Origin of the sequence: Escherichia sp. KCJ4928, from assembly GCF_004352695.1 — a bacterium.
In the GTDB taxonomy this organism is placed as follows: Bacteria; Pseudomonadota; Gammaproteobacteria; order Enterobacterales; family Enterobacteriaceae; genus ECMA0423.
In genome coordinates this window covers 1-219 of the sequence record NZ_SJWV01000893.1, presented here as the reverse complement: position 1 = coordinate 219, position 219 = coordinate 1, and the positions used below count along the sequence as shown (strand labels likewise).

The window sequence follows — 219 nt, the reverse complement described above, 5'->3', positions numbered from 1 at the left end:
ATGAAATCGAAGCCATGCTCTTACCCCAGCGAAAATCCATCGCACGCACGGGGATCCTGCTTCAGGACGTTCTGGATGAAAAAGTCACCACGCTCACCCCCTGGCTTGTCCGGGAACGCTGCTGGCTGACCGTCTGGAGCTCTGAAGAACTGCTGAGCCGGACCGATCGCAAGGACCACCAGACCCGTATCAGGAAACTCGCTGAACACGCTCCGCCAG

1 protein-coding gene is annotated in these 219 nt (G+C 58.4%); it reads left to right on the top strand.

Going from position 1 to position 219, the window contains the following annotated elements; all coding sequences use genetic code 11:
- Positions 1-219 (top strand): hypothetical protein (locus E0D98_RS27290; RefSeq protein ID WP_205713053.1); only part of this gene is annotated, 219 nt, incomplete at both ends.